Source organism: Devosia yakushimensis, assembly GCF_030159855.1.
GTDB classification, from domain to species: domain Bacteria; phylum Pseudomonadota; class Alphaproteobacteria; order Rhizobiales; family Devosiaceae; genus Devosia; species Devosia yakushimensis.
The window spans coordinates 1-21763 of record NZ_BSNG01000008.1; the positions used below are offsets into that span (position 1 = coordinate 1).

Here is a 21763-nt window from a genome sequence, read left to right on the forward strand (position 1 = left end):
AACCAAAACCCCCAGTCAGAAATGACTGGGGGTTTTTGCGTTAAAGAGGCAAATTCTCGGCATAATCAAGCCCTAAACCTTGACCCCACATGATCCAGCGCCATGCTGGCCCCAAGAGCCCAAAACAAATCAGAACTCCGGACACCATGCGCTTCATCCTGCTTGTTGTGACCTTGCTGACCCTGACCATGCCGACAATCGCACAGGACAGCGCCGCCACATCGGCTGGCGATGCCGATATCGATACGCTGATCAAGATCATCGAGAATGATACAAGCCGGGCCGCGCTTATCGAGCGGCTGCAGCAATCGGCCAGTGCCGAGCCGGCGGTGCCGGCTGAAGCGCCGCCCGATCTCAGCATAGCGCGCCAGCTTGCCGAATATACCCGTAGCGTAGCCGAGGGTGCCTCGAGCACCTTTGCGGCTATCGGTCAGGTGTTTTCCGATCTGCAGCAAGGCTTTAGCGGAGCGGCCAATGGCGACTTGACGGCATTCCGCGACATTGCAGTGGGGGTGCTGCTGGTCGGCGTCGGTCTTTTCGGCAGTTTCCTCATTCTGCGAATCGTCGTGCTCTGGCTCCAGGGCATGATTGCGTCGCGCATCGCCAATCGGGCCTGGTATATGCGGCTGCTCGGAGCGGTCGGAGCGGCGGCCATCGACGGGGGGTCGGTGGTTTTGGCCTGGGCCATCGGTTACGTGCTGGCGCTCAGCGTCATCGGAGGGGCGTCGGGGCGGATGGGGATCAACCAGTCCTTGCTGCTCAATGCCTTCCTCGTGGTGGAAATGAGCAAGCTCGTGGTTCGCGCAGTGCTGGTTCCCCGCCATGCCGCGCTGCGGCTATTGCCGGTATCGGATAGCAATGCGGCCTATTGGTCATTCTGGCTGGCGCGCGTCATTTCGCTGGTGGGCTATACTTTCATGTTTGTGGCGCCGGTTATTGCCGCCAATCTGTCCGTTGGCGCGGCAAGTGCGGTGCAGGCATTGGTGATGGTCACCGCCGTCGTCATCGGCGTCGTGATCGTCCTGCAGAACAAGCTTGATGTTCGGCAATGGCTTAATGATCTGGCGCAAAAGCGCGACAAGGACGGGCTCGGCCAGATCTTCGTCATGGTCGGCCAGTTCTGGCATCTGGTGGCCATCGGCTATCTCATCGCCTTGCTTGTGGTGTGGTTTGCCAATCCCGAACAGGCATTGCCCTTCATGATCGGGGCGACCGTTCAGTCGGTGATCGCCATTCTGGTGGGGGCGTTGATCGTGGCCTTCGTGGGGCGCTTTGTCGGCATCGGTCTGAAGTTGCCCGAGGATATCCGGACCAGGTTGCCATTGCTTGAGGCGCGCCTGCATGCCTTCGTGCCCCACGTCATGCAGGTGGTTCGCTGGGTGGTGATCGCCGGGGTCGTGCTGGCAATCCTGCAAGCCTGGTCGCTTTTCGATTTCCTGGGTTGGATCGGCAGCGAACAGGGGCAACAGATTGCCGGCTCGATCATTTCGGCCGTATTGATCATATTGGTCTGTATCGTGCTCTATGTGGTGGTGGCATCCTGGGTTGAGTACCGGCTCAATACCACTGTGGGCAAAGCACCGACGCCGCGCGAAAAGACCCTGCTCAACCTGTTCAAGAATGCTTTCACCATTGCCCTAGTGGTGTTCGGGCTGATGCTTGCCCTGGCTCAGATCGGGGTCAATATCGCTCCGCTCCTGGCCGGCGCCGGGGTGATTGGCCTGGCCATCGGCTTCGGGGCGCAGAAGCTGGTGCAGGATATCATCACCGGCATCTTCATTCAGTTCGAGAACGTGATGAATGAGGGAGATGTAGTGGAGGCGGCGGGTAAATCCGGCGTGGTGGAAAAGCTCACCATTCGCTCGGTCACCATTCGGGACATGAGTGGTACGGTCCATCTCATTCCGTTCTCCTCGGTGGATCAGGTCTCCAACATGGTGCGCGGCTTTTCCTTTTATGTCGCCGAGTTTGACGTGGCCTATGACAGCGATATCGAGGCCGTCAAACAGGTGATGCGCGATGCCTTTGTCGCGGCGATGCAATCCGAGCACCGCGATGTGGTTATCGACGATCTGGATCTGCAGGGGCTGGTTTCGCTGGCTGGCGGGGCGATGAAGGTGCGGGCGCGCATCAAGACCATGGCCGGCAAGCAATGGGGCATCGGCCGGCTTTATAGCGAAACCGTCAAGCGGATGCTGGCCGAGCGCGACATACGCACCCCCTCCCAGATCGTCACCTATCGTACCATCGACCGCCCCGCCATCCTGCCACCGCTCGACGATGAGGCTGCCACGCAACCGTGATCGGCTGCGCGTTTAGTCTTAAGCCGATCTTAATTTGATGGGTTAAAATAGTGATACGCGCCGGTTGCGGCATGACCGGCGCGGCGGCGGACATTTCTGTGCCCAGCCGCCGTGACTGAAGTTATCCGCGTATCACGAGGCCAGCCATGCACCCATCCGGCAAGATCATTGCCCTTTCCCGACGATTTTCTGCGTTGGCGCTTGCTGCCCTGTTGACGGCCGGCAGCGTCATCCCATCCTGGGCCAATAGCGCCGATTTCGTGCGCGGGTTGTGGCCACAGGCGCAGGCGCAGGGGGTCAGCCGGTCGGCATTCGAGGCGGCTTTTGCCGGGTATAATTATCTGCCCAAGATCATGGAGCTGACACGCAAACAGCCCGAATTTTCCCAGACCGTGCAGCAATATGTTGACAGGCGCGTCACCGATGCCCAGGCCGCCAAGGGGCGCGCCATGCGCGGGGAATGGAACCAGACGCTGACCGGCACGCAACAGCGCTATGGTGTACAGCCGGAAATCGTGCTGGCCATCTGGGGTATGGAAACCAATTTCGGTGGCTTCATGGGCGGTGAAAATACCATCCATGCGCTCGCCACGCTGGTCGAGGGCGGCTATCGGACTGAATTCTTCCGCCGCGAGCTGCTGACGGCTTTGCGCATCATTTCGGATGGCAATGTAAGCCCCGCTAACATGGTGGGCTCCTGGGCCGGGGCCATGGGGCATACTCAATTCATGCCATCGAGTTTCATGCAATACGCGGTTGATTATAATGGCGACGGCAAGAAGGATATCTGGAATTCGGTGCCGGACGCGCTGGGTTCGACCGCCAATTATCTCAAGAGCTTTGGCTGGCGGCCGGGGGAGACTTGGGGTTACGAAGTCAAGCTGCCTGCCGGGCTCAACTTTGCTGCTGCCCGGCAGATGGAGCGGGCGCCGCTGAGCCAGTGGCAGGCGATGGGGATTACCCGGGTTTCGGGCAAGGCTTTTCCGCGGCCGGGCGATGTGGGGCGGCTCTATATGCCGGCGGGTGCAACGGGCCCGGCTTTCCTGCTGTTGCGCAATTTCGATGTGATCAAGCGCTACAATAATTCGGATAGCTATGCCCTGGCGGTCGGGCATTTGGCCGACCGGATTCTGGGGGGCGGAGACTTCGCAATGGCCTGGCCTTCGGGCGATTATGCGCTGAGCAAAGACCAGCGTGCACAGGTGCAAAGCCTTTTGGCGCGGGCCGGATATGATGTCGGCTCGCCCGACGGGGTGATCGGTCCCAAGACGCGCGCGGCGGTCATGGCTTATCAAAGCAGGGCCGGTTTGCCCGCCGACGGGCATGTGTCAGGACGGCTGCTCGACCAGCTCAAACGCTAGCAGACTGTTAACCTTTGATTAACCAATTGCGCCCAACCTTGGCGGCGCTTAAGCAGAGGGCAGGCGCGTCTCGAACCATTGAGACTCCTGCCCTCGCCCATTTCCGGAATGGCCATAAAATCTTCCGCATTGGGCGTTAGCCATTTTTCCCCGCATGAAGCTTTGAATGTCGATGACCAGAAATCCCTCGCTGCTGCGTTACGTCCTGATGACGCTGATGGTGTTGATCGCGATCCATCCGGCGCCCTCGCTAGCGCTGTCGATCATGGACCCGTTCAACCTGCCCGCGGCCATGGATGCCGGCACGTCCAAGGTTGGGGATGGCATTGCCTATGCCGATGGGCCACGGCATCGGCTCGATGTCTATGCGCCCGAACAGCGCGGTGCGCCCGCGCCGGTGGTCTATTTCATCTATGGCGGCGGCTGGAACAGGGGCGAGCGCAGCGACTACCAGTTTGTCGGGCGAGCATTGGCGGCGCGGGGTTTTGTTACGGTCATCGCCGATTACCGGCTGGTGCCGGAAGTGCGCTATCCCGAATTCCTTGAAGACAATGCCAACGGGCTGCGCTGGGTGCAGGACAATATCGCTCAATATGGCGGCGATCCCAATCGCGTGTTCCTGGCCGGGCATTCGGCGGGCGCTTACAATGCGGTGATGCTGGCGCTCGATCCTTCGTTCCTGCGCGAGTATGGCGTCACGATCTCCATTCTGGGCGTTGCCGCCTTGTCGGGACCCTATGATTTCTATCCCTTCGAATATGGCGAGGTGCGGGACGCGTTTGGTTCGGCGGCCAATCCGCAGGGGACCCAGCCGATCAATCTGATCACCGCCAATACGCCGCCCATGTATCTGGCAACCGGCACGACGGACCCGATCGTGCGCATGCAGAATACCGAGCGCTTCGCCCAGAAGCTCAAGGATAGCGGCATCTGGGTGACCACCAAATATTATAGCGGCTTCGGCCATATGGAGCCGGTGATCGCCATGGGGGCGATGTGGCGCTGGCGCATGCCGATGCTGGACGACATGGTGAGCTTTTTCCAGATGTTCGGCGCCTTCCCCAGTGGCGTGCCCTATGTGGCGGTGGCGCCCGAGCCGCCCGAGCAATTGCCGGAGGCCATCGCGCCCATGGACCAGATCATCAGCCAGCTCGATGCCATGTTCCAGCCGGTTCAGAAATAGCCGCGCAATCGGCAGAATCGCGCTAGCCTCATGGCCATGAGCGATCATCTGCGTTTTTCCGGCGCGAGCCACCAAGTCCAGGTCGAAGCCGTCACGGCGATCATCCGGCAGGAGCCGGTGCTGATGGCCGTGCTTGAAGGTCTGCGCGCGCTGGCGCTGCCCGATCCCTTGCTGGGATCAGGGGCGATCTACAATTCGGTGTGGAATGTGCTGACCGGCCGGCCGCCGCTGACGGGCATCAAGGATGCCGATGTCGTCTATTTCGACGACAGCGATCTCTCCTATGAGGCCGAGGACCTGGTGATCCGCCGCGCCGCGGAGCGGTTCGCGGACCTGCCGATTCCGGTCGAGGTCCGCAACCAGGCCCGGGTGCATCTATGGTTTCCGCTGAAATTCGGCACGCCCTATCCGCAGCTCAAAAGCAGCGCCGAGATGATGGATTACTTCGCCTCCAAGACCCATGCGGTGGCAGCGCGCCTGGAAGATGACGACGGGATCAGCATCTTTGCCCCGTTCGGGCTCGATGACATGTTCTCGTTCCGCATCACGCCCAATCTGGCGCTCGACAATCGCCGGACTCATGAGGTCAAGGCGGAGCGCAACAAAGGCATTTGGCCCGAATTGACCGTGGTGCCCTGGCCGGAATGATCAGGCGGGGTCCATCCTGACCGAATCCGCCGAGCGGCGGACCGGGCCGTGGAAGACGGCCTCGATATTGTTGCCATCGGGATCGAGCACGAAGGCGGCGTAATAGCCGGGATGGTAATGCCGCTCGCCGGGGGCGCCATTGCTGGTACCGCCGGCGGCCAGGGCGGCTTTATGGAAGGCATCGACCATGTCGCGGTCCCTGGCCTGGAAAGCCAGGTGGATATGGGTGGGTACGGTTCGCGCATCGGCGGCATCGACGAAAAGCTCGTCGACCTGAAACCAGTTCTGGCCCGATTGCTCGATTTTGTGGCCGAGCACGGCCAGCACTTTTTCGTAGAAATAGCGCGTGGCCGCGAAGTTCCTGGCGCGCAGGTGGACATGGTCGATAAGGCGGCCGGTATGCCAGGTCATATGCTCTTCCTTGCGCCGTGGCGCTGTCTCCTCCGGCTCGGGTAGATGCGCCGGTACTAGTCCCCACCCACAGTGTCATTCCCGCGCAGGCGGGAATCCATTCTTTCTACACTCGGTTCAAACGAAGAGTGGATTCCCGCCTGCGCGGGAATGACGTGGTGGTGAATGGGGTATTGAAGCATGGTTGAACGCAGAACCCCCACCCTAACCCTCCCCACAAGGGGGAGGGAACGGATCGGGGCTCTCGGTGACGGGGGCTCATCTGGGGATTGGGTAAGCAAAACCGCCCGGCATCAGCCGGGCGGTCCATACAATGCAACAGGCTTATTCGGCTTCGTCGGCGGAAGCGGAATTGAGCTGGCCGTATTTTTCCTCGCCGATCTTGGCGAGCAGGTCGAGCTGGGTTTCGAGGAAGTCGATATGGCCTTCCTCGTCGGTCAGCAGGGCCTCGAACAGGTTCTTGGAAACGTAGTCGCCCAGTTGTTCGCAGAGCTCGCGGCTGGCCTTATAGGCGGCGCGGGCGTCATATTCGCCGGCGAGATCGGCCTCGAGCACTTCCTTGATGGTCTGGCCGATTCGGAGCGGGGCGACGCGCTGCAGGTTCGGATGGCCTTCGAGGAAAATAATGCGCTCGATCAGGCGATCGGCGTGATGCATTTCTTCAATTGATTCAGCGCGTTCCTTGGAGGCGAGCTTCTTGTAGCCCCAGTCGTCCAGGAGACGGAAGTGTACCCAATACTGGTTCACTGCGCCGAGTTCGAGAAAGAGGGCTTCGTTAAGCCGCTCGATGACTTGTGCTTCGCCTTTCACGACGTGCTCCACTCTGCTGTTTCTTGAGCTTCTCCAGGCCGGTCTGAATATGGATCAGATCGGCGGCGGGATGGGCTTGCTGCGAGTGGTAGTTTTCTGTGACGCGGACGATAATGTCCACCACATTCGGCACGCAGCCGCTGCATTTGGCGCGGCGGGCGAGTTCGTTATAGACCTTGGCCGGCACCACCAATTGCCATGGATCGGCCTTGAGGAGCGTCAGGACGATGTCCTCGATCTCCTGGGAGGTAATCATGTTGCATTGGCAGACGAGCATGGAGGGCCGGCTTGTCGGATAGGGCTTGCTGGGCGGCATAAAGCGACCAGTATTCATGAATGTCAATGTCAGAATTGATTTGAACCAAACACGTTTGCCCGATCATGCCCTGGCCTGACATTTTTGCGGCATGATCGTGGGTAGGATCGGGCGGGGCGCGGGACCGGGTTCCCAGCGTCGAGCCGCTTGGCTTAGGATAGATGGGTCGAATGAGGAGATGGCCATGATCGGCAAGAGCAACGGGAATGGCGGACGCATGACGGGCAGGGGCCTGGTTCTGGCGGTGATGATGCCGGCGCTGGCCTGGGCGCCAGCTGCCCTGGCGGGGCCGGCACTGGATGCCTGCGCGGCCGAGGCCGCCAGCCAGTTCGAACCCGGATTTGCCGAGATCGGCAAGGACAGCTGGACCATGGATACCGTGGCGGCCATTGCAGCCTGCAAGAAGGCGCTATCGGCTGAACCGGACTCGGCCCAGGTCAAGGGCTGGCTGGCGCGCGCCTATTTTGCCGCCGGCGACAGCGCATTGGCGCTGCCCCTGTTCGAGGCGGCGGCCGAAGACGGCAATGCGCTGGCGCTGGCCATTCTGGGCGACATGCTGACCACCGGCGATGGCGTGCCCCAGGACATGGAGCGGGGCGCCCAATTGCTGCGGCAGGGCGCCGAGGCCGGCTTTGCGCTGGCGCAGAACAGCCTGGGGCTTTCCTATGATTTCGGCGAAGGGGTGGCGCAGGATTATGATGAGGCGGCGCGCTGGTATCGCGCGGCGGCCGAACAGGGCATGTCCAAGGGACAGTCCAATCTGGGACTGATGTATCAGGATGGGCTGGGCGTGCCGCAGGACTATGTGGCGGCGGCGGCCTGGTTTGAAAAATCGGCGGCCCAGGGCGATCCATCCGGCCAGGCCAATCTGGGCATCCTGCTGCAGGACGGGCTGGGCCAGAAGGCCGATCCGGAGCGCGCGGCCGAGCTGTATCGCCTGGCGGCCGAGCAGGGCGACATGTATGGCCAGAACAATCTGGGCTCGCTCTATGAAAACGGCATTGGCGTGGAGGAAGACCTGGCCAGGGCCGCCGAGCTTTACCAGCAGGCGGCCGACCAGGACATGCCGCTGGCCAAGCACAATCTGGCGCTGCTCTATGAGGATGGCCGGGGCGTCAAGCAGGACTACGTGCGGGCGCTGCGGCTTTATACCCAGGCGGCCGAGGGCGGGGAAATGCGGGCCGCGGTCAATCTGGGGCTGCTCTATATGGATGGGAAGGGCACCGATGTCGACTACGAGGCAGCGCTCAAGTGGACGCAGCTGGCGGCCGATGCCAACCAGCCGGTGGGGCTCAATAATATGGGCTATATCTATGAGCATGGCCTGGGCGTGACGGCCAACAGGCAGACGGCGATGGATTATTATCAGCGCTCGGCCGATGAGGGCTATGAACTGGCCAGCGAAAATCTGGTTCGCCTGAGCAAGGAGCAGACCGGGCAGGGCGGCGGTGGCACCAAGACCAAGACGAAATAATCGTTAGGGAAGAGGGGCGGGCTCGCTGGCTTTTTGCTGCCGGCGCGCGGCGATGACGGCGGCGAGTGCGGCCGTGCGGTGCGCCGTCGAAAAGAACTCGCGATGGGCGAGGATGAAAATGGTGGCCAGGCACGTGGCAATGGCCACCCATTCGGAGACGAACCAGGCGACGGTGGCGACCGAGAAGTAATAGGCGCGGATGCCGCTATTGAAGTTCTTGGCCCCCAGCGCGTTCATGCGGGCAATGGCCTCGATTTCGTCTTCCGGCGTGGGCACCGCATGATCGAGGGCGCCCAGCATGATGCAGAAATGGTTGAACTGGCGCAGCGACAGGGTGAAGGCGAAAAAGGCCAGCACGAAGAGCGCTAGCATCACCACCAGGTGGATCTGTACATCGGCCACCGAATAGGTGCGCTCGAGCGACAGCGATTCCAGCGCCGCCATCAGGGTCGGCAATTGCCCGAAGACGGCAAAGACCGCCAGCACGAGCAGTACGGCGGTGGAGGCCAGAAAGCTCACCGACTGCATGATATTGCCCGAGAGGATGGCATCGAACGGGGTTTCGCGCTGGGCGGCATTGGCGACCCAGCGGCGGCGCTGCATGTTCATGATGACCGAGAGCGAAGGCCGGTGCCGCTCGATCCAGGGCACGATGATATTGTAGGCGAAATAGCAAAAGAGGGGCAGGATCGTGGAGATCAGGGTGATCGACAAGGTTGTGGCCCTTCAGCTGATTTGCCCATTTATACCGCGCCGGGGAAAAAAGGCGACGGAATGAAAAGCCGCCTTGTTGTCCCTAAATGGTGCGCGGCCAGCGGCGGTGGATGGCCTCGATCTCGGCGAGGATTTCGGGCGACAGGGTGAGATCGGCAGCGCCAAGGGAATTGGCGAGCTGGACCGTGCTGGTGGCGCCGATAATCACCGAGGTCATGAAGGGGCGGGTGAGGGCGAAGGCGATGGCCATCTGGGCAGGATCGAGCCCATGGCTGCGGGCGAGCGCGACATAATCCTTGGCGGCGGCCTCCGAATAGGAATTGAGGCGCCAGAAGCCCTTCTGGTAATCGGCCCGGCTGCCGGGCGGGATTGCGCCGTCGGAATATTTGCCGGTCAGCAGCCCGCCCGCGAGCGGTGAATAGGCCAGGAGCCCGACCTGCTCGTGATGGCTGAGTTCGGCCAGGTCGAGATCGAAATGGCGGCGGGCGAGGTTATATTCGTTCTGCACCGAGACCAGGCGGGGCAGGTTGCGGGCCTCGGCAATGGCCAGCCATCGGCTGATGCCCCAGGTGGTTTCGTTGGAGACGCCGGCATGGAGGATCTTGCCTTCCTTGACCAGGGCGCCCAGGGTTTCGAGCATGTCGGCGATATTGTCGAGAACGTCGGTGGTGTCCTGGTTATGGGGCGCATAGGTCCAGGACCCATCGAAATTGTAGCTGCCGCGCGAGGCCCAGTGGATCTGGTAGAGATCGATGCGATCGGTCTTGAGGCGGCGCAGGCTCTGTTCGATAGCGATGCGGATCGAGGCGCCGTCGGGGCGGGCGCCGTTGCGGATATGGCGATTGCCGCCGCCGCCGATCTTGGAGGCGAGGAGCCAGTGATCGCGCTTGCCGGTCAAGGCGAACCAATTGCCGATGATTTCCTCGGTGCGGCCCGAGGTCTCGGGGCTGCCCGGCACGGCATAGAGTTCGGCGGTATCCATGAAATTGACGCCGGCCTCGAGCGCCAGATCGATCTGGGCGTGACCCTCGGCCTCGCTGTTCTGGCTACCCCAGGTCATGGTGCCGAGGCAGATTTCGGTGACGAGCCGGCCGGTGCGGCCCAAGGGCTTCAATTTCATGGGTAAAATCCAGGGGGCGGGAGAGGGGTGAGAGGAGGTCCCTAAAGCGCGTCGCGATCTCAAGGATTCGCTCCGTGCGCTTTAGCTCTTTTTGTACGCATGTCTTTGCCCCGAAACCGGTGACCACTTTCGGGAGACATGCTCTAGCGGATAAAGCGCGGCAAGCGCTGGCACAAGCGGGATTGCCCGACGGGGATGTCAAAAAAGCGTCACGCAGGGTCGTTTTGGGGTTGAGCAAAGCCGATTCACCCCCTATATACGCCTCACGTCGCGACCACGGTCGCCGTGATGACCAAAGCCATCCGGCATTGTTATCAACGTTTTGACGCGGGATGGAGCAGCCCGGTAGCTCGTCAGGCTCATAACCTGAAGGTCGCAGGTTCAAATCCTGCTCCCGCAACCAAAAAAAGCCCAGTGAACTCAATGAGTTCGCTGGGTTTTTCCTTTCCTCTTAGACGTGACACCGCTTGGCGCCGGAATCATATCGGAATCAATTCGAATGAAGCCGTAGCGTGGAAGCGGCGTTTTCATCAGTGACATTTGACACTCGGCGTTCCGAGGAGGAGGCGGCTTCGATAGAGAACCAGACTACGAATCTGGGGGTCAGGAGTTCGAATCTCTTCGGGCGCACCCGCCGCGATTCGAACGCGGGGCCTTCGCCTTCGGAGGGCAACGCTCAAACGAGAACGCCCTGACTCCTTGCCAGAACACCCGCATAGCCGCGTTCGTAAGGGAGCGAAGCGTGCAACCGTAACCTAGGGTGCTCACCGGAATACGCCGAACTTCCGAAGTCCTTCGCCTGCCTATCCGATTGCCCAAAACCGTTTCAAAAACCGTTTCAGTTTGCCGATTTGAAACGGCGCGATCGAGCTAAGTGGCGAGATTTATTGGCGCGCCAAATCCCTAAGTTTTCGCCGCCGCTATTGGTCCTAGTTCTATCGCGTGCGCCATGGTTTCTCCCACATCCAGTGTCATGGAATTTGGGTTGGTTCCCTCTGCGCCAAATCGGCGTGTCGGCTCAAGTGCGAGCGCATACACGCCTGACTGAAGCGCTCTCCAGATGCCGAAAACTCGGAAGCGCGGTCCGCGAGAAGGAAAGCCGCGCTCGTACTCCACTGAGCAGACGCGGGTTCCAGAGTTCGTTCGCCGCATTTGTCCGACCGACTGAACGGGCATTTCCTGGGAAACAGTCAACCAAGTCGTCTCGTGGGTGCTTGTCCTCCGATTTAATTGCGCCGCCCAGGTCAGCGCAGATGTCGCCGTGGACCTCGCGCGATTCAACCACGAAGGGTAGCCGAAGTTGGCATGGTACGGGATCGCATAGGCCGTTGGCCGGAAACCGCGGTTCTCACCCCATCTTCGATACTGACTGTGACGCCGAACACGTCCAATTGGATCCGGCGTCGAAGAACCAGGTTCTCCCCGAACATGGCGACCTGCCGGACGACCGCCTCCGCTCAAATGAGCGGACGCTCGCGGTTCCAGTCGATGCCATAGGCGAACAGGGAGGCACGTTGCCTGGAGATCCGTGTAGCGGGTGGAAAACCTGCATGCGGTGCTTGTGCCTGAAGCGCTCGGCGCTTTTCTGACCGACTGCGCAACACAAACGGCCGAGGCTCTAATGGCCGCTGGATCAGGGTTCCACGGCAGATCAGTCGCCATCCTCGCCCTCAAGGCAGCACGATTAAGTGGTAATGCCAATAAATCCTCGCAATTCGCTTATTTACTGCCGAGAGTGAAGTATCCAAATTGCCCGCGAATTCGGGGTCGTTGTTGCGCCAAGCAGAAGGTGAGTTTCTCCCGGCCGAGGCGCCCCAAGACATTGTGAACGGGAATTGAGATGCGCGAAAAATCAAATCGTCAGCTGCAATCTAACGGCGTAACGCAGCCGTCGGAAACGAAGCGCTCACCCAAGTACTTACGAATCGGCGTCGATATTGGTGGGACGTTCACCGATTTTTGCGGCTGGCGGGACGAGGCGGGAAGCGAAATTGTGTCATTCAAGGTTCCCTCAACGCCCCCAAATTTCGGAGAGGGCTTCCGGACCGGCTTTGAGCAAATCCTCGAACTCCTCGCCCCTCGGGAAGACGAAATTGCCTTGGTGATGCACGGCACGACGGTTAGCACTAACGCGGTGATCGAGCGCGCTGGTCCGAAAATTGCGTTGTTCGTCACCAAGGGGTATCGCGACATCCTCGAACTGCAGCGCATTAGAGTCCCCAATGCGCTCAACCTTTTTGAGCGCAGAACCGTCCCATTGATCGAAAGAAACCTCGTCATCGAGGTAGATGAGCGGTTGCTGCGCGAAGGCGAACTCGACACGCCGCTCGACAAAAAAGAGGTTTCAAGACTGGCCAAAAAGGCCGCAGCCGCAGGCGCAACCGGCTTTGCAGTCGCATTTCTTCACAGCTACACCAATCCCGAGCATGAAATTGTCGCGCGAGACGCGATCCGTGAGGCGCTTGGAGAGGAAACCCGCGTCAGTCTGTCTAGCGAAATTTGGCCGCGGATGGGAGAATATGAGCGCACCATAGCTGCCGTGCTCAACGCATTCGTGAAACAGCGTATGGACGAGTATCTGGGCGCCGTCGAAAGCTATGTCGCGGATCGGTTGCCGGGTTCCCACTTGTTCATCACCCGCTCGAACGGCGGCGCAATGTCGGCATCCGAAGCTCGCGCCTTCCCGATCCACACATTGCTGTCCGGACCGGCATCGGGCGTGACTGCTGCCGAATTTCTCGGCCGCTCGATCAAGGAAGATAATCTCCTGACCTTGGATATGGGTGGAACGAGCACCGATATTTCGCTTATTCGCGAGGGCCGAGGGCAGACATCGAATTCGGCAGAAGTCGGAAACTTCCCCGTTATCCTTCCGGTGTCCGAGATCGAAGCAATCGGCGCGGGCGGTGGTTCGATCATCGCCATGGACGGCTCCGCGTTGCGCGTTGGGCCGCGTAGCGCCGGTTCCTATCCAGGCCCCGCATGCTTCGGCCGCGGCGGGATCGAGCCGGCACTCACTGACGCCTATCTGCTGTCCGGCTATCTTCCCGAAGCGCTCTTGGGCGGCGCCATGAAGCTCGACCGGGACGCTTCGGTGCGCGCGCTCACGCCGATTGCGGAGCATCTCGGTGTCGCTGTCGAAGCTGCCGCTGACATGGCGGTTACCATCGCAACCTCAAACATGGTTGCTGGCGTCTTGCCGTACCTGGCCCGCAAAGGCGTTGACGCCGAAGACCTGACCCTGCTTGTTTATGGCGGCGGCGGCGCGATCCACGGACCGCTTGTTGCCAGCGAAATCGGTATCAATCGCATTCTTGTTCCGGCATCTCCATCCGTCTTCTGCGCGCTCGGCGGGTTGGTGTCGGAACTCAGCGAAGATGTGTTGGCCAGCGTCCAAGGCCGCGTTCTGAGCGCGCAGGACGTAACTTCCACTTTTGCTGACCTGGTCACGCAAGCGAACGACTGGCTCTCTCGGCAGATTGAGCCGGAGAAGCTAGGTGGCGTTTCGATCGAGCGCTGGGCCGAAATGCGGTACGCTGGCCAGTCATTCCAGATTGACGTCGAACTGCCTGAACAGGCGGTCCTCAGTGCAGACTTTCCAGCCATGCTTGAGGCATTCCATGCCGAACATCTGCGGACTTTCAGCTACGCCAATCCTACTGGTGCCGTAGAGTTTGTTGCCCTGCGTGTCCGAATTCGCGGACGTCTGGCGGTTCCGCAGATGTCGACATCCACGAGGCAAGCAGCCGGCACGGCCCATATTGCTACCCGGGACATGCGGTTCAACAACACTGTCTATCCGGCGACAAAGGTCTATGAGCGTGACGCTTTGGGCCGCGACGGTCTCATCACCGGGCCGGCTGTCATCCAGCAGGTTACCGCGACGGTTGTGATACCGCCCGACTATTCCGCGCGCATCGATGCGTATGACAACATCATCATTTCCAAGGACTGAAGACATGCGCGCTATACGCACTATGGTCATGAATAATCGCTTCAAGGCAATTGTCGAAGAAGCCTCTGCATGCGTCTACCGCACGGCCCGCACAACATTCGTCAAAATCGTGCAAGACTATCAATGCGCGGTTGCCACGGCGGATGGCGACATGTTCGCGTTTCCGGATCAGTCGGGCGTGAAGCAGTTCATTGGCGCTCCAATGGCTGCGACGATCAACAAGATCGGAAAGGAGAACTTCAAGCCCGGTGACATTTTCATCACCAACGATCCGTTTGCGACTGAAGGTTTGTTGACCCATCTGATGGATCTCACGATGATCCGGCCCATCTTCTACAAAGGTGAACTCATTGCCTTTGGGTGGGCCTTCATTCATGCTACCGATATCGGCGGTGCCGTTCCCGGCAGTATCTCGCCGGCTTTCACGGAAGTCTTTCAGGAAGGCCTTCGCGTGCGTCCGATGCGGCTGTTCATCGACGACAAGCTGAATGAAGACGTGATGGGTCTCTACATGGACAACAGCCGCTCACCCAAGGAAATAGCGGGTGATCTCGAGGCAATGGTCTCAGCGATGAAAAGCATCGACCGCAGGCTCACGGGCCTCTGCGACAGATATGGTGTCGATGAAGTCAAGACCGGCATGCAGGACGTGATTGCCTACTCAGAAGAGAAGGCTAGGTCGGTTCTCGCGACCATTCCCAATGGCGAGTATACGTTCAGCGACTACCTTGAGATGGCGGGCGAGGGAAACCTTGTCCATGTCTGCGTTAAGCTCACGATCAAGGATGGCAACATCGAGGTCGACTATTCAGGAACAGATCCGCAAGTCCCGGCTGCGCACAACATTGTCACCGGTTCCAAGACCCATCCTTATATTGTCCAGGCCTTGATTGCGTTTGTCCTCACACATGAGCCACTAACGCCGTGGAACGCCGGCCTCCTGCGTTCAATCACGGGAAATGCGCCGCTTGGAAGCCTCATTAACGCGGTCCATCCGGCCTCAGGAGGCTCCCGCGCTGCCTCGGGTTGCCGTGTCTACGACTCGGTGATCGGATGCCTCAATCAAGCGCTCGATGGGGGTTTGGCGGCGTCTGGGTCCGGATCAGGCATCATCGTGTTTTCCGGCCCGGATCCCCGCACGGGCGCTAACCGCGTTACCGTCGTCAACCCCATTCCGGGAGGAAGCGGCGGGCGCAACGGTGCCGATGGCGTGGACGCGCTCGAACCGCGCAATGCGGCTCTGCTCAACGTTCCGGTAGAAGTTACCGAAGCCGAAACCATGCTGGTTGTGCGTGCCTACCGCTCGCTTCCCGATAGCCGTGCCGCCGGCCAATGGAATGGTGGTGCTTCCCAGGTCATCGAACTGGAGAATCGGGGAGAGCCGGGATCGATTAGCTGCCGGAACTTGAACCGCTTCCACTTCCAGCCTTGGGGCATGTTCGGCGGAGAAGCCGGTCGGCTTGGTTTCACGAAGGTTAATCCTGGCAAAGACACAGAACGCTCGGATGGGAAGATCACTGTTCTGCAACTTGGCAAGGGTGAGTTGTTGCAAATCACCAGTCCGTCGGGCGGCGGCTTCGGTAATCCGCTGAAGCGTAGCCTCGACCTACTGGAGGCCGATGTGCGTACGGAAATGGTTAGCCCGGAGCGGGCTGTCGCGGTCTACGGCGCCGTTTTCAAGGCTGATGGCACGCTGGATCGGGATGCCACTGAAGCAAACCGGCAAAAACTCCTGCGCAAAGAGGTGCCCGACATCACATACGGCAAGAACCGTGATGATCACGACCGGGTCTGGCCATACGCGATACGCCGCGAACTCGCTCTGAAGGCGATGAAACTGGACATGAGATTGCGATGGCCGGTCGTCGATCGCGTGCAGCGGAAAATGCTGGCGCTCGGTGAGGAAGTTACACCGCCCATGCTTCAAGAGGCAATCGAGGCGGAAGTGGCTGCCCTTGGTGGTTCGTCGTCCAGGAGCACGGCCTAAACGGACGGTTCGCCGGTTGCGGTCCAAGATGCTGCTGCCGGCGAGCGGCCAGGCAAAAGGTGCGGAGGCATACTCGTCGACCTTCAGGGGTGGTGATTTCCGATGGTTGAAGCATACAAGTGAAGAACAACGATAAGCTTCCGAATGTGGGCCGTGTTCGTCGCAGGGGGCCCGATCGCGGAAAGTGGTTCCACAAGTATGCAACTGACCGGCTACAAAGCTGGTTCTTCTGCAGTGAGCAGCCTGATTGAGGTGTTCAGAGATCGGACAAATTGCGAACATTCGCAGTGAGCAATCATGCAAATCGCCGGCGGTGAACTCACGCCAACAGGAGCGCTGGAGGAAACAGCGTGCTTTCTCAACCCAGTGATCAGGTCCGAAAAGCCGGTCTTCTATCCTACACCAGTGCATCCAGGGGGCGGCAGACGAGTTCCGCATATTCGATGAAGGGAGCAATTGCAGGAGCTGGACTGTCCGCACGCCAGCCAACTCCTAGTGCCAGCTCGATCGTCAAGTCGTCAACTTGTCGAAGCACGACGTTGTCGTCTGATATGTTTCGCACCCAAGATGGAAGAAACGTGATTCCGACGCTCGCCGACACGAGTGCAAGAGCCGCAGAAGTAGTCGACGCGGATATCCGGTTATCAACGTCAATCCCCGCGCTTAATATTTGTTCATGTACTCGCTCGAAGCTCGAAAGTTCGAACCTCTTCAATGTAAAGCAGCGGTGTCCAACGAAGTCCGTAAGCTGCAAGGGAGAAGTAGCCTTCGCAAGCTTCGAGTTCTTCGGTATGACAGCCAAAAACCGTTCCGAAATAAGTGGTTTGAACCGTAGGAAATTGACATTCGTGGGAGGTCGAAGCAATCCCACGTGATAGTCGCCATTTTCTAATAGTCGAAGCAGTTCAGCAGAGTCGCATATTCTAACATCAAGCGCAGTCTTGGGACGGCCTGCACAAAAGCGGCGTAAAATCAGGGGAAGCAAGCGATAGGCTGCGGGACCGACGGTGACGATATTTAGCTTTTCGTCGCCCGGGGATCCTCCGCCTGCAGCAATTCTGGTAAGGAGGGTTGCCTCGTCGAGTTTCAAAAGGATGTCACGTGCAAGCGGCAGGTAGGTCTTGCCCGATGCGGTAAGCTCCACATTCCGCGTCGATCGCACAAATAGCGGTACGCGCAAACTGGATTCCAGTCGCCGAATGCGCTGACTAAGAGTTGATTGAGTAAGCCCGAGACGTTTTGCTGCTCGTCCAAAATGCAGTTCCTCGGCGACCGCTACGAACCCTTTGACGCTCCAAAGGTCAAGCGGGTGATCGCGGTCAATTGAGTGGCTGTTGCCTGGTTTTTCATTCGCCATGAGAGGCACTCCTGATACGCAATGGGACGCTCTCGCGTCCTCCTACCTAGGGCAAAAGGGCTAGAGTACCGCAATCTGTGGAGCGCTCGCGCCTGACTGTCATCGCGCCCCGCTCGATCGCTTCCTGCATTTCATTATGCCAAACTGCCACTCAATAGACGCGTTTTCAACTTAGACTCTCATTGCAAGCGCATATTACGCTTCTCGAACGTCGACAAAGGGGAACTGTCGGACGTCGAGACAGAGGGAGTTGTCCAAATGAAAATCAGAAAATACGTGGTGTGTTTGGTCGGGCTTACGATGGGGCTGGGAACTACCGCAGCGCTGTCCCAGGATCTGATCGTGAATGGTCAAGGCGGACCGTACGAAGACCTCATCCAAGAAGCGATTATCAAGCCGTTCATGGCGGAAACCGGACTTACCGTACTTTATGATCCGGTGGGGTCTGCTTCGCAAGATTATGCCAAAATAAAAGCCTCTAACGGCTTTCCGGGCTGGGATGTCAATGTGATGACCGCAGCCCAGTCTCTCGACGGGTGCAAGGACGGGCTTCTTGCGCCCATAACGGCCCATCAAGTGCCGAATCTGGCATCTATCGACACTGCGGTTCAGAGGCTTGCTGGTGACTGCGGGGCGGTACACGAACTGCAATATGTGGCTCTCCTTTATAGGACGGACAAAATCCAGCCGGCTCCGACGTCTTGGAATGCGCTTGGGGATCCCGAACTCGACGGCAAGATTGTCCTGCCGCAATTTCGTAATGCGATGGCAGCTCAAATGCTGCAGATCTATTCGGCAGCAGCTGGCAACGACCCAAATGATGTCGACCCCGGCTTCAGCAAAATGGTCGAGTTGGCACCGCGGGCACTGGCTTTTGTGGAGACCTCAGCGCTGATGGACCCTTATATTCGCGATGGCGAGGCTTGGGCGATGCCCTATTACAGCGGGCGGTCGGCGCTGATGAAAGCCGAGGGCCTGCCGGTCGATTTTATCGTCCCCGAAGAGGGGACGGTGCCTTTGATCGCCACACTCAACGTGCCGGTTAACGCCGAACACAAGGAAGCCGCCTACAGGTTCATCGACTACTGGCTCAGCAAGACTGGCCAGGAAAGCTGGGCGCAGGCATACCAAGTCGGCACCGCCCGACCCGATGTTGATTTGCCCGCGGAGTTTCGCGCAAACCAGCTTACGACCCGCGAAGACATACAAAAGCTGATCCTGCCGGATTTGGCCACAATGGCGACTCGAATTCCCGAGTGGAGTGACCGCTGGGAACGTGAAGTCGTTCCGGCGGCACGGTAGGGTCTGGCTTCGATGGTTATATCTCAATCTGTTTCTGCGGCGCCTAGGCGCCGCAGACTGCAACTCGGCGGCTATGTGCCACTGATCCCGCCGACGACGATACTGCTTCTGTTCTTTGCGCTACCTGTTGGCATGATGATCGGGCTCAGTTTGCAGAGCGCCACGCCAGGCATTTTCAGCCTGGAACACTATGCTGACTTTTTCACCGACGATTTGGCGCTGGATGGCTTGCAGCGTACGCTGATCATGTCTGGGATCGTGGCCCTCTGCGTGACGACGATGGCGTATCCGATTGCATACTTTTTGGCCCGCTCGACCTCGCGTTGGAGAGCAATTGTCTTCGGCATCGCCATCGCTCCAGAACTCGCCGGCGTGGTGCTCCGTACCTATGGCTGGCTGGTAATTCTCGAGAAGAACGGCTTCATCAACACGATGCTGATGCAGATGGGGCTAATCCAAGAGCCTTTGCCGCTGATGAACAACATGTTCGGTGCGGTGGTCGGTTTGACCCATGTGCTGCTTCCGTTCGGTATCCTGTCGCTTTTGACCAGCCTACAAGGTATCGATCAGAATCTTGAGAAATCAGCGCAAATTCTTGGGGCATCTCGCCTGTCAGTGTTGCGCCATGTCGTTCTCCCGCTCTCTTTGCCGGGCATTATCAGCTCTTTTTTGATCGCCTTCACTTTGTCTGCGAGCGCTTATGCAACACCTGCCCTGCTGGGCGGGATGAGGTTCAGGGTGCTTGCTACAATGATCTACAATGAAGTGATGGTGCTGGTGAATTGGCCCGCGGCCGCCGTGATGGCCATTGTGCTGCTGGTTATTGTGGTTGCTATCGCCTTCCTAAGCGCTCGCACTGAGAACCGCATCGTCAGCAGATTGCACGTGAGGTAATGTGATGGGCAGATACGTTTTACCCGCCTTGTACTGGTCGTTCTTCACGCTGACTGTCTTATTTATCGCGCTACCACTTCTTATAGTGTTTGCCGCGTCATTCAGTCCCACGAGCAGGGTCACTTTCGACGTTTCCGTCTGGACCCTGGATTGGTTCCAGAAGCTTTGGACCCCGAGATGGCTTGATCCCTTCATCCTCAGTGTAAAGGTCGCTGCACTTGTGGCGATAATTACTGGGACGTTAGCCTCGCTTGGTGCGTATGCCGTGGCGTATCGAAAGGTGCCCGGCCACAACGCGATCCTGTCGTTTTTGCTGTCACCGCTTGCCGTGCCTCAGATTGTCAAAGGGGTGGCGATCGTCCTGTTCTTTTCTTCGGCTGGTTTGTACAAATATCTTGGGTTTGCCGGGCTGGTAGCGGGCCATGTTATTTTAACCATACCGTTCGCCGTTCGCATGATTGTTACTGCAATCTACAATTTCGACAAGAATTTGGACCGAGCGGCGCAGATTCTCGGGGCGAACAAGTGGCAACGCATTTTCTATGTGCTTTTGCCGCTAATCAAGCCGGGCATATTTTCTGGGATGACTTTTGCATTCATCCTCTCATTCAATGATGTGCCGTTGTCGTTGTTTCTGGCCCGTCCGGGTGAGGTGCCGCTTCCAATCAAAGTAATCGAATATTTCCAATACGGCCTTGATCCGGTTTTGGCCGCGGTCAACGTCGCATCCCTGCTCTTCCTCCTCGCAGTGATCTTCCTGTTTGAGAGAATTGGTGGGTTCTCGGCGCAAATTCACGGAGGAAGTAAATGAGCTCTGCCGACAACGTCGATATTCAATTGGTCGATGTTACAAAAGGTTATGGCAATCACTTGGTGGTGGGCGGGATCAATCTTGTCGTTCCCAGAGGAGAATTTGTCAGCATTTTGGGACCATCGGGCTGTGGGAAGACTACCACCTTGAACATGATTGCAGGATTCCATGAGCCCAACTCGGGCGAAATTCGGATCCGCGGCAAAAATCAGGTTGGTGTGCCGCCGGAAAAGCGGAACATCGGCCTAGTTTTCCAGAACTATGCGCTCTTCCCGCACATGACTGTCGCGGAAAATGTCGCCTTTGGGCTGAAGATGAAGCGCAAATCCGCGGTCGAGATCGAGGAAGGTGTTCGCCGGGCGCTCAAGAGCGTACATCTTGAAGGCTATGAGACCCGTTACCCCAAGGAACTTTCGGGAGGCCAGCAGCAAAGGACGGCTTTGGCGCGCGCTATCGCGCCACAACCCTCAGTGCTGCTCCTCGACGAGCCTTTGTCCAATCTAGATCTGAAGCTCCGTGAAGCCATGCGCATCGAGCTGAAAGAAATCCAGCAGCAACTGGGCATGACGTTTGTCTACGTTACTCACGATCAGGAAGAAGCCATGGCGATGTCCGACCGCGTCGTCGTCATGTCTGGCGGTGTGATCGCGCAGGAAGGGCGGCCAGTAGACATCTATCAAAATCCCGTCTCAGCCTTTGTGGCCGACTTTATCGGCAAATCGAATCTGCTGTCGGTCACCAAGACCGAAAATCGGGACGGGAAGCTCAGACTTGCGCTTAAGGGCGGCCCCACGCTTATTGCGGACGCGCCGCAAACGGCTCCGGCGGATAGCATCGCGCTATGCTGCATCCGTCCCGAGAACGTGCAACTGGCTGAGCCCGATGAAAGTCGTGAGAACCTGTTGGCCGGGCGTGTGGACAAAATGGTCAATCTCGGCGCCCATGTCGATGTGTGGGTCGACGTCTCCAGTGATTGCACCGTCAAGGCACAAATTCCGGTTCGCCGTCTAGAGGGTGTAACCGTCGGCAGCGAAGTGAAACTGCGCATCGAGCCCAAAGCTGTCCAGCCTCTAGTCGGATAGCGGGTACTCTCTGGGCGCAGGACTGCGGCAGGTGA

At 58.9% G+C, this 21763-nt stretch carries 17 protein-coding genes and 2 tRNA genes; 13 read left to right on the top strand and 6 right to left on the bottom strand.

Annotation, left to right across the window (positions count from 1 at the left end; genetic code table 11):
• The first annotated feature begins 146 nt into the window (after nt 1–146).
• The 4 genes from QQL79_RS22170 to QQL79_RS22185 all read left to right on the top strand — a co-directional run bounded on the left by QQL79_RS22170 (nt 147) and on the right by QQL79_RS22185 (nt 5495).
• Complete coding sequence (locus QQL79_RS22170) at nt 147–2303, top strand: mechanosensitive ion channel domain-containing protein (RefSeq protein ID WP_284394519.1); 2157 nt, start codon at nt 147–149, stop codon at nt 2301–2303.
• A 146-nt stretch (nt 2304–2449) separates the two neighbouring features.
• Nucleotides 2450–3664 carry a lytic murein transglycosylase gene (locus QQL79_RS22175; RefSeq protein ID WP_284394520.1) on the top strand — a complete coding sequence of 405 codons (1215 nt, stop codon included), beginning with the start codon at nt 2450–2452 and terminating at the stop codon, nt 3662–3664.
• Between the two features lie 166 nt (nt 3665–3830).
• Nucleotides 3831–4847 carry an alpha/beta hydrolase gene (locus QQL79_RS22180; RefSeq protein ID WP_284394521.1) on the top strand — a complete coding sequence of 339 codons (1017 nt, stop codon included), beginning with the start codon at nt 3831–3833 and terminating at the stop codon, nt 4845–4847.
• Nucleotides 4848–4883: 36 nt separating this feature from the next.
• Nucleotides 4884–5495 (top strand): nucleotidyltransferase family protein, encoded by a 612-nt coding sequence (locus tag QQL79_RS22185; RefSeq protein WP_284394522.1) that lies wholly within the window; start codon nt 4884–4886, stop codon nt 5493–5495.
• On the opposite strand, the gene QQL79_RS22190 is transcribed toward QQL79_RS22185, so the two are convergent.
• The 3 genes from QQL79_RS22190 to QQL79_RS22200 form a co-directional block, all read right to left on the bottom strand.
• On the bottom strand, nt 5496–5906 hold the full coding sequence (locus QQL79_RS22190; protein ID WP_284394523.1) for a VOC family protein: 411 nt from the start codon (nt 5904–5906) through the stop codon (nt 5496–5498).
• A 324-nt stretch (nt 5907–6230) separates the two neighbouring features.
• Nucleotides 6231–6716 (bottom strand): bacterioferritin, encoded by a 486-nt coding sequence (gene bfr, locus QQL79_RS22195; RefSeq protein ID WP_284394524.1) that lies wholly within the window; start codon nt 6714–6716, stop codon nt 6231–6233.
• Entirely contained in the window at nt 6682–6993 is a 312-nt protein-coding gene (locus QQL79_RS22200; RefSeq protein ID WP_370461287.1) for a (2Fe-2S)-binding protein, read from the bottom strand. Before QQL79_RS22200 ends, bfr begins: the two co-directional genes overlap by 35 nt.
• Before the next feature lie 223 nt (nt 6994–7216).
• Between QQL79_RS22200 and QQL79_RS22205 the strand changes: the two genes are divergently transcribed.
• Nucleotides 7217–8506, top strand: coding sequence for an SEL1-like repeat protein (locus QQL79_RS22205; RefSeq protein ID WP_284394526.1), 1290 nt, complete (start codon nt 7217–7219; stop codon nt 8504–8506).
• A gap of 3 nt (nt 8507–8509) precedes the next feature.
• Here QQL79_RS22205 and QQL79_RS22210 read toward each other — a convergent pair whose 3' ends face one another.
• Entirely contained in the window at nt 8510–9220 is a 711-nt protein-coding gene (locus QQL79_RS22210; protein WP_284394527.1) for a DUF599 domain-containing protein, read from the bottom strand.
• Nucleotides 9221–9302: 82 nt separating this feature from the next.
• Complete coding sequence (locus tag QQL79_RS22215; RefSeq protein ID WP_284394528.1) at nt 9303–10340, bottom strand: aldo/keto reductase; 1038 nt, start codon at nt 10338–10340, stop codon at nt 9303–9305.
• 326 nt (nt 10341–10666) lie between these two features.
• On the opposite strand from QQL79_RS22215, the gene QQL79_RS22220 reads away from it, so the two are divergent.
• The 4 genes from QQL79_RS22220 to QQL79_RS22235 all read left to right on the top strand — a co-directional run bounded on the left by QQL79_RS22220 (nt 10667) and on the right by QQL79_RS22235 (nt 16282).
• Nucleotides 10667–10743: transfer RNA gene (locus QQL79_RS22220), tRNA-Met, on the top strand.
• 163 nt (nt 10744–10906) lie between these two features.
• A tRNA-Arg gene (locus QQL79_RS22225) sits at nt 10907–10970 on the top strand.
• Between the two features lie 1210 nt (nt 10971–12180).
• Nucleotides 12181–14295: a hydantoinase/oxoprolinase family protein gene (locus QQL79_RS22230; RefSeq protein WP_284394529.1), complete on the top strand. Its 2115-nt coding sequence runs from the start codon at nt 12181–12183 to the stop codon at nt 14293–14295.
• Between the two features lie 4 nt (nt 14296–14299).
• The gene (locus tag QQL79_RS22235) at nt 14300–16282 is read left to right on the top strand and encodes a hydantoinase B/oxoprolinase family protein (protein ID WP_284394530.1); all 1983 of its coding nucleotides are present in this window, start codon (nt 14300–14302) and stop codon (nt 16280–16282) included.
• A gap of 397 nt (nt 16283–16679) precedes the next feature.
• Here the strand turns inward: QQL79_RS22235 and QQL79_RS22240 are convergent, their stop codons facing one another.
• A complete protein-coding gene (locus QQL79_RS22240) occupies nt 16680–17639 on the bottom strand; it encodes a LysR family transcriptional regulator (protein ID WP_284394531.1) in 960 nt (319 codons plus the stop codon).
• A 258-nt stretch (nt 17640–17897) separates the two neighbouring features.
• On the opposite strand from QQL79_RS22240, the gene QQL79_RS22245 reads away from it, so the two are divergent.
• From QQL79_RS22245 to QQL79_RS22260, 4 genes are read left to right on the top strand one after another with little or no spacing between them, the layout of a single operon-like run.
• Complete coding sequence (locus QQL79_RS22245; RefSeq protein ID WP_284394532.1) at nt 17898–18941, top strand: ABC transporter substrate-binding protein; 1044 nt, start codon at nt 17898–17900, stop codon at nt 18939–18941.
• 12 nt (nt 18942–18953) lie between these two features.
• The gene (locus QQL79_RS22250) at nt 18954–19835 is read left to right on the top strand and encodes an ABC transporter permease (protein WP_284394533.1); all 882 of its coding nucleotides are present in this window, start codon (nt 18954–18956) and stop codon (nt 19833–19835) included.
• A gap of 4 nt (nt 19836–19839) precedes the next feature.
• Nucleotides 19840–20646: an ABC transporter permease gene (locus tag QQL79_RS22255; RefSeq protein ID WP_284394534.1), complete on the top strand. Its 807-nt coding sequence runs from the start codon at nt 19840–19842 to the stop codon at nt 20644–20646.
• Entirely contained in the window at nt 20643–21728 is a 1086-nt protein-coding gene (locus QQL79_RS22260; RefSeq protein WP_284394535.1) for an ABC transporter ATP-binding protein, read from the top strand. Before QQL79_RS22255 ends, QQL79_RS22260 begins: the two co-directional genes overlap by 4 nt.
• Nucleotides 21729–21763: the final 35 nt, after the last annotated feature.